Annotated in this window: 5 protein-coding genes; all 5 read right to left on the bottom strand. The window is 70.4% G+C overall.

What is annotated here, in order from left to right:
• Positions 1–406: 406 nt before the first annotated feature.
• The 5 genes from purB to Q1V88_RS16140 all read right to left on the bottom strand — a co-directional run bounded on the left by purB (position 407) and on the right by Q1V88_RS16140 (position 6,527).
• Entirely contained in the window at positions 407–1,825 is a 1,419-nt protein-coding gene (gene purB / locus Q1V88_RS16160; protein WP_300682325.1) for an adenylosuccinate lyase, read from the bottom strand.
• Positions 1,826–1,933: 108 nt separating this feature from the next.
• The gene (purD, locus tag Q1V88_RS16155; protein ID WP_300682324.1) at positions 1,934–3,196 is read right to left on the bottom strand and encodes a phosphoribosylamine--glycine ligase; all 1,263 of its coding nucleotides are present in this window, start codon (positions 3,194–3,196) and stop codon (positions 1,934–1,936) included.
• Positions 3,197–3,253: 57 nt separating this feature from the next.
• Positions 3,254–4,009: a DUF3060 domain-containing protein gene (locus Q1V88_RS16150; RefSeq protein WP_300682323.1), complete on the bottom strand. Its 756-nt coding sequence runs from the start codon at positions 4,007–4,009 to the stop codon at positions 3,254–3,256.
• A 195-nt stretch (positions 4,010–4,204) separates the two neighbouring features.
• Positions 4,205–5,503 (bottom strand): adenylosuccinate synthase, encoded by a 1,299-nt coding sequence (locus Q1V88_RS16145; RefSeq protein ID WP_300682322.1) that lies wholly within the window; start codon positions 5,501–5,503, stop codon positions 4,205–4,207.
• A 28-nt stretch (positions 5,504–5,531) separates the two neighbouring features.
• On the bottom strand, positions 5,532–6,527 hold the full coding sequence (locus Q1V88_RS16140; protein ID WP_300682321.1) for a LuxR C-terminal-related transcriptional regulator: 996 nt from the start codon (positions 6,525–6,527) through the stop codon (positions 5,532–5,534).
• Between the last annotated feature and the right edge of the window lie 33 nt (positions 6,528–6,560).

The raw sequence follows: 6,560 nt of genomic DNA, 5'->3' as shown, positions 1-6,560 counted from the left end.
ACAACCACAACGTGGCTGCACATTGTCAGAATCATTGTCAAAGAAAACCATCAACACCGAAGTGTCGACGGGGTATACAAAATTAATTCATCGACTATCAATGACACACTGTTGAGTTCTCAAGAATCACACGCACACCGTGCCAACCTCCCGGGCCGACTGCGGGGCAACCTGTAAAACATTACCGTGTCCGTCCGTCTCGACCAACTTGACGTTGATCAGCGACGTGGTGACGCGGGCGGCCGCCGGTCCGACTCACTTGAGCCTCAGGGGGTATCCCCCGGCTTTGGGAGCCGCTCTCGGCGACAGGTGAAACATTACACGGGTGTGTCCGGGAGACCAATTCGGGCCCCCATCCGCCCCACAGGGAGCAGACGAGGGCCCGGAACGGAGCGCCTGGAACGGGTCAGAGGATGTCGCCCGGCGTGTAGGCGGCGGCCTCGGGGTAGCGCGCCGCCACGGCCCCGACCTGGTCCACCAGCGAGCGCACCTGGGCACGCGCGGCACCGGTGAAGTCGATCGGGTCGCTGACCAGCTGGTGCAGCTCGTCCAGGGAGAGGCCGAGACGCCCGTCGGCGGCCAGGCGCTCGAAGACGTCGTTGGTCGCCTGCCCCTTGCGCATGTCCAGGGCGGTGCCGACGGCAGCCTCCTTGATCGCCTCGTGGCCGACCTCCCGACCGACGCCCTTCTTCACCGCCGCCATCAGCACCTTGGTGGTGGCCAGGAACGGCAGGTAGCGGTCGAGCTCGCGCTGGATGACGGCCGGGAAGGCGCCGAACTCGTCGAGCACCGTCAGGAAGGTCTCGAACAGGCCGTCGGTGGCGAAGAAGGCGTCGGGCAGCGCGACACGACGTACGACGGAGTCAGAGACGTCTCCCTCGTTCCACTGGTCGCCGGCCAGCTCGCTGATCATCGACAGGTGGCCGCGCAGGACGACGGCGAGGCCGTTGACCCGCTCCGAGGAGCGCGAGTTCATCTTGTGCGGCATCGCCGAGGAGCCGACCTGGCCCTCCTTGAAGCCCTCGGTGACGATCTCGTTGCCGGCCATCAGACGGATGGTGGTGGTCAGGTTGCTCGGACCACTGACCAGCTGGACCAGGGCCGCCACGACGTCGAAGTCGAGGGAGCGCGGGTAGACCTGACCGACGGAGGTGAAGACCTTGTCGAAGCCCAGGTGCTTGGCCACAGCGGTCTCGAGCTGCGCCAGCTTGTCGGCGTCGCCGTCGAGCAGGTCGAGCATGTCCTGGGCGGTGCCCATCGGGCCCTTGATGCCGCGCAGCGGGTAGCGGGCGATCAGCTCCTCGAGGCGGTCGAACGCGACCAGCATCTCGTCGGCGACGGTGGCGAAGCGCTTGCCCAGCGTGGTGGCCTGGGCGGCGACGTTGTGGCTGCGGCCGGCCATCACGGTGGTCTCGTGCTCAGCGGCCAGGCGGGCCAGGCGGGCCAGGGCGGCGACGGCGCGGTCGCGGACCAGACGCAGCGAGGAGAGGATCTGGAGCTGCTCGACGTTCTCGGTAAGGTCGCGCGAGGTCATCCCCTTGTGGATGTGCTCGTGGCCGGCGAGGTCGCTGAACTCCTCGATCCGGGCCTTCACGTCGTGCCGGGTGACCTTCTCGCGGGCGGCGATGGAGGCCAGGTCGACCTGGTCGACGACCTTCTCGTAGGCCTCGATCACGCCGTCGGGGACCTCGATGCCCAGCTCGCGCTGCGCCTTGAGCACAGCGATCCAGAGCTGACGCTCCAGCACGATTTTGTGCTCGGGAGACCAGATCTCCGCGAGCTGCTTGGATGCGTATCGACCAGCGAGAACGTTAGGAACAGCCACGGCCGCATTCTCCCACGGGCCCGGGCGGCGCAGGCGATCCGGCCGGGGCCGTGAGACCACTGAGGCGCATGGGTTGCCCCATGCGCCTCAGCAGTCACAGATGGTCGGTCAGAGGACGGCTGCGCCCTCGACCACGCCGAGCGGCTCCGCCGCGATGTCGGAACGGCGCTGGAGACCGTCGAAGGCGATCTCGTCGGCGGCGGCGTAGGCACGCGTGCGAGCCTCGGCCACCGAGGAGCCCACCGCCCGCACGGCCAGCACCCGGCCACCGGCGGTGACCAGGTCGCCCTCGGCCGACTCCGCGGTGCCGGCGTGGATCACGTCGACGCCCTCGTGCGCCTGAGCGGCCTCGACGCCGGTGATCACGTCACCGCGCGAGGAGGACTCCGGGTAGCCCCGCGAGGCGAGCACGACGGTGACCGCCGCACCCTCGGAGAACGTCGGCGCCGGTACGCCGTCCAGTGCACCGTTCGCCGCGGCGAGCAGCAGCTCGGCCAGCGACGAGGTGAGCAGCGCCAGCACCGGCTGGACGTCCGGGTCACCGAAGCGGACGTTGAACTCGATCACCCGCGGACCGTCCTCGGTCAGGGCGAGGCCGACGTAGAGGCACCCGACGAACGGGGCGTCGCGCTTGGCCATCTCGGCCAGGGTCGGCTCGACGACCTGCTCGATCACGACCGAGGCCAGGTCCGGCTGCGCCCAGGTCAGCGGCGAGTAGGAGCCCATGCCGCCGGTGTTGCCGCCCTGGCCACCGTCGAAGATCCGCTTGAAGTCCTGCGCCGGCTGCAGCGGGTAGGCCCGCTCGCCGTCGCAGACGCAGAAGAGCGAGACCTCGGGTCCGGAGAGGAACTCCTCGATCACCACCCGGCCGCAGGCGCCGGCGTGGGCCAGCGCCTCGGCGCGGTCGTTGGTCACCACGACACCCTTGCCCGCAGCCAGAGCGTCGTCCTTGACGACGTACGGCGCCCCGAACTCGTCCAGGGCCGCAGCGGCCTCCTCGGCGGTCGTCGCCACGCGCGAACGCGCCGTCGGCACCCCGGCGGCGGACATGACGTCCTTGGAGAACGCCTTGGAGCCCTCGAGCTGGGCCGCAGCCTCGCTCGGGCCGAAGACCGGGATCCCCGCGGCACGGACGGCGTCGGCGACACCGGCGACCAGCGGAGCCTCCGGCCCCACCACCACCAGGTCCACGCCCAGGGCACCGGCCACAGCGGCGACGGCACCTCCGTTCATCGGGTCGACGTCGTGCAGCATTCCGAGAGAGCCGATGCCGGGGTTGCCCGGGGCGGCGTGCACCGTGTGGCCTTCGCGCGAGAGCGCGAGGGCGAGCGCATGCTCGCGCCCACCGGTGCCGATGACGAGGATCTTCACGGCCGCCACCCTAACCGTCGGCGCCCCGCCCCGTGCGGGCGGCGTACGTCGCTGGGATCACCGCTTCTTCTTGGGCACACGGATCTTGATCACCAGGTTGCGGCCCTTGATGCTGGCCTTCGTGGTGCCCTTCTTGACCACGACGGTCTGGTTGACGCCCCGCACCGTGAGGCGCTTGAGGGTGCGCACCCGCACCACGTTGTTGCTGCCCTTGACGGTGGCCGTCCTGACGTTGCGCGCCCGCACCGTGCTGTTGGAGCGCGTCACCACGACGGTGCGGACGTCCCCGGACAGGACGGCACTGACGTTGGAGGCCCCGATCCGCAGCGAGGTGGCCGAGCGGCCGACCAGGTGCGCGTTGGTGCCGGCCGAGATCGCCGCGGCGGAGGTGAAGGAGACCTGGGCGTTGGAGCCGGTGACGGCGAGGTTGCCGATCGGGCCCGCCTTGAGGGTGGCGTTCGCCCCGGCGAGACGGACGGCACCGGCCGAGGTCACGGTGAGGACGCCCTGACTGCCCGTCACGGTCACCGGTCCGACGGCACCGAGGGTCACCGAGGCGTTCGTCCCGCTCACCGTCAGCGCCGCGACCCGGCCGCCGGTCAGGGTGCTGTTCGAGCCCGACAGCGTGATCGGGCCGCACACCCCCACCAGCCGGTAGTCGGTGTTCGTCTCGGCGAGCACCTGGGCGGTGCCGGTGCAGGTGACGCTCACCGTCTCCGCGTGGGCGGGGGCCGCCGCGACGGCGACGCAGGCGGCACCGAGGGCGGTGGCGGCGAGCAGGGCTGCACGAGGGCGCAGTGAGGTCAGTGGCATGGGAACTCCCGAGGTTCGCAGGCGGATGTCGCCTCCACCCTGCCATGCGGGGTCCGCGCCTGCCCGGGCCCGGAGGTGAACGCTCGGGGTCGGCACCGGATCGTTCCCGACCTGTGGAGATCCCCACACGACGACTCGCCGCCCCTCCCGAGGGAGAGGCGGCGAGTCGCTGCGCGAAGGATCCGCGCAGAGGGCTCAGACGAGCGGGTGGATGATCACCGTCTCGTCGCGCGACGGGCCGACGCCGACGACCGACATCCGGGCGCCGGAGAGCTCCTCGACGCGCTTGATGTAGGCCTGAGCGTTGGCCGGCAGCTCGTCGAGCGAGCGGGCTCCGGAGATGTCCTCGGTCCAGCCGGGGAGGTACTCGAAGATCGGCTTGGCGTGGTGGAAGTCCGACTGGTTGACCGGCATCTCGTCGTGGCGGACGCCGTCGACGTCGTACGCCACGCAGACCGGGATCGACTCGATCCCGGTGAGCACGTCGAGCTTGGTCAGGCAGAAGTCGGTGACGCCGTTGATCCGGGCGGCGTAGCGCGCCACGACCGCGTCGTACCAGCCACAGCGGCGCGGGCGGCCGGTGGTGGTGCCGAACTCCCAGCCGTTCTGGCGCAGGAACTCACCGGACTCGTCGAAGAGCTCGGTCGGGAACGGGCCCTCACCCACGCGGGTGCTGTAGGCCTTGACGATGCCGACGACCTGCTGGAGCTGGGCCGGGGCGATGCCCGAGCCGGTGCAGGCGCCACCGGCGGTGGCCGACGAGGACGTCACGAACGGGTAGGTGCCGTGGTCGACGTCGAGCAGCGTGGCCTGGCCGGCCTCGAGCAGGACCGTCTTGTTGTCCTGCAGCGCCTCGTGCAGCAGCAGAGCGGTGTCGCAGACGTAGGGCCGCACGCGCTCGGCGTACCCGAGAAGCTCCTCGACGATGGCGTCGACGGTGAACCCGCGACGGTTGTAGACCTTCGTCAGGATCTGGTTCTTGAGCTCCAGCGCGCCCTCGACCTTGCCGCGCAGGATCGACTCGTCGAAGAGGTCCTGGACGCGGATGCCGATCCGGTTCATCTTGTCGGCGTACGTCGGGCCGATGCCGCGACCGGTGGTGCCGATCCGGCGGGAGCCGAGGAACCGCTCGTTGACCTTGTCGATCTCGCGGTTGTAGCTGGCGATGACGTGGGCGTTGGCCGAGAGCTTGAGGTTCGACGTGTCGATCCCCCGCGCCTCCAGGCCCTCGATCTCCTCGAAGAGGACCTCAAGGTCGACCACGACACCGTTGCCGATGACCGGGGTGCACCCCGGGGTCAGGATCCCGCTGGGAAGGAGGTGAAGCGCGTACTTCTCCTCCGAGCCGTCCGGCTGTGGAATGACTACGGTGTGTCCGGCGTTGTTGCCGCCGTTGAACTTCACCACGTAGTCGACACTGCTACCGAGCAGGTCGGTGGCCTTGCCCTTGCCCTCGTCGCCCCACTGGGCCCCGATGATTGCTATTGCTGGCACTGGCCCTACCTTACCGTCCGGTACACGGCTAGAGCCAGCCGCGTCGGGCCGCCTCGACCCCGGCCTGGAAGCGCGAGCTGGCTCCGAGCTCCTCCATCAGCTCCGCGACCCGCCGCCGCACGGTGCGCAGGGACAGGCCCAGACGGCGTGCGATCTGCTCGTCCTGCGACCCCGCGGCGAGCTCGGCGACCAGGAAGCGACGCAGGTCGTCACGGCCGGTGCTCTGCACTCCCGGCAGCGGGGTGGCCTGCGCCCAGAGCTGCTCGAACAGGAGTACGGCGAGCTCCACGACGCCCCGCTGCCGGATCACGCTGCGCGGGGAGGCGGTGTAGCCCAACGGCTCGGGGAGCAGGACGTGGCTGGTGCCGACGACGACCATCCGGGTGGGCAGCTCGGCCAGCAGCCGGATCTCCTCCCCCATCTCGGCGCGCAGCCGCGGCACCTCGGGTGCATCGGTGAGCACCCGGACCGGGTAGATCGCCCGCACCCGCCGGCCCGAGGCGAGCAGGTCGGACACGACGCCGCTCATCTCGCCCTCCCAGCCCTCGCGCCACTGGTCGGGGCGCAGCCAGAGCAGGTCGCCGCCGCTGGAGCGGGTCAGGGTCCGGATCTGCTCGGCCCGGTCCTCGTTGACCACGATCTCGCCGTCGATCGGGTCCCCGACGTCGAGGGTCTCGGCACCGCCCTGGCCGGGCTGGCCGGGTTCGGCCAGCAGCGGCAGCACCTGGGCGATCTCGCCGATCCGGCGCTGGGCCTCGTCGGCCTCGTCGCTGGCACGTTGCAGCATCGCGCTGACCACCTGCGCCGGACGTCGTACCTGGAGCCGGCCGCGCTCGACGGCGACGATCTCGGCCTGGACCAGCGGTGCCATCCGCTCGGCCAGCGTCGCGGGCTCGAGGTCCATCGCGGCCGCGACCTTGGCCACCGCGAGGCCGTCCTGGATCAGCAGCCGCTCGTACAGCCGGCCGGTGGCGCGGGAGAAGCCCAACGCGGTGAGCAGCGTCTCGTTGCTGCGTGGGGCCATGCGCGCAGGCTAGCGCAGCGCCCGGCCGGTGCC

Origin of the sequence: Nocardioides sp. (genome assembly GCF_030150155.1) — a bacterium.
Classification (GTDB): domain Bacteria; phylum Actinomycetota; class Actinomycetes; order Propionibacteriales; family Nocardioidaceae; genus Nocardioides.
This window is presented reverse-complemented; position numbering and strand designations above follow the sequence as displayed.

Excerpts from the sequence above, each read along its gene's own strand:
- Q1V88_RS16150 (WP_300682323.1), bottom strand. The coding sequence starts at position 4,009 with ATGCCACTGACCTCACTGCGCCCTCGTGCAGCCCTGCTCGCCGCCACC.
- Q1V88_RS16140 (WP_300682321.1), bottom strand. The coding sequence starts at position 6,527 with ATGGCCCCACGCAGCAACGAGACGCTGCTCACCGCGTTGGGCTTCTCC.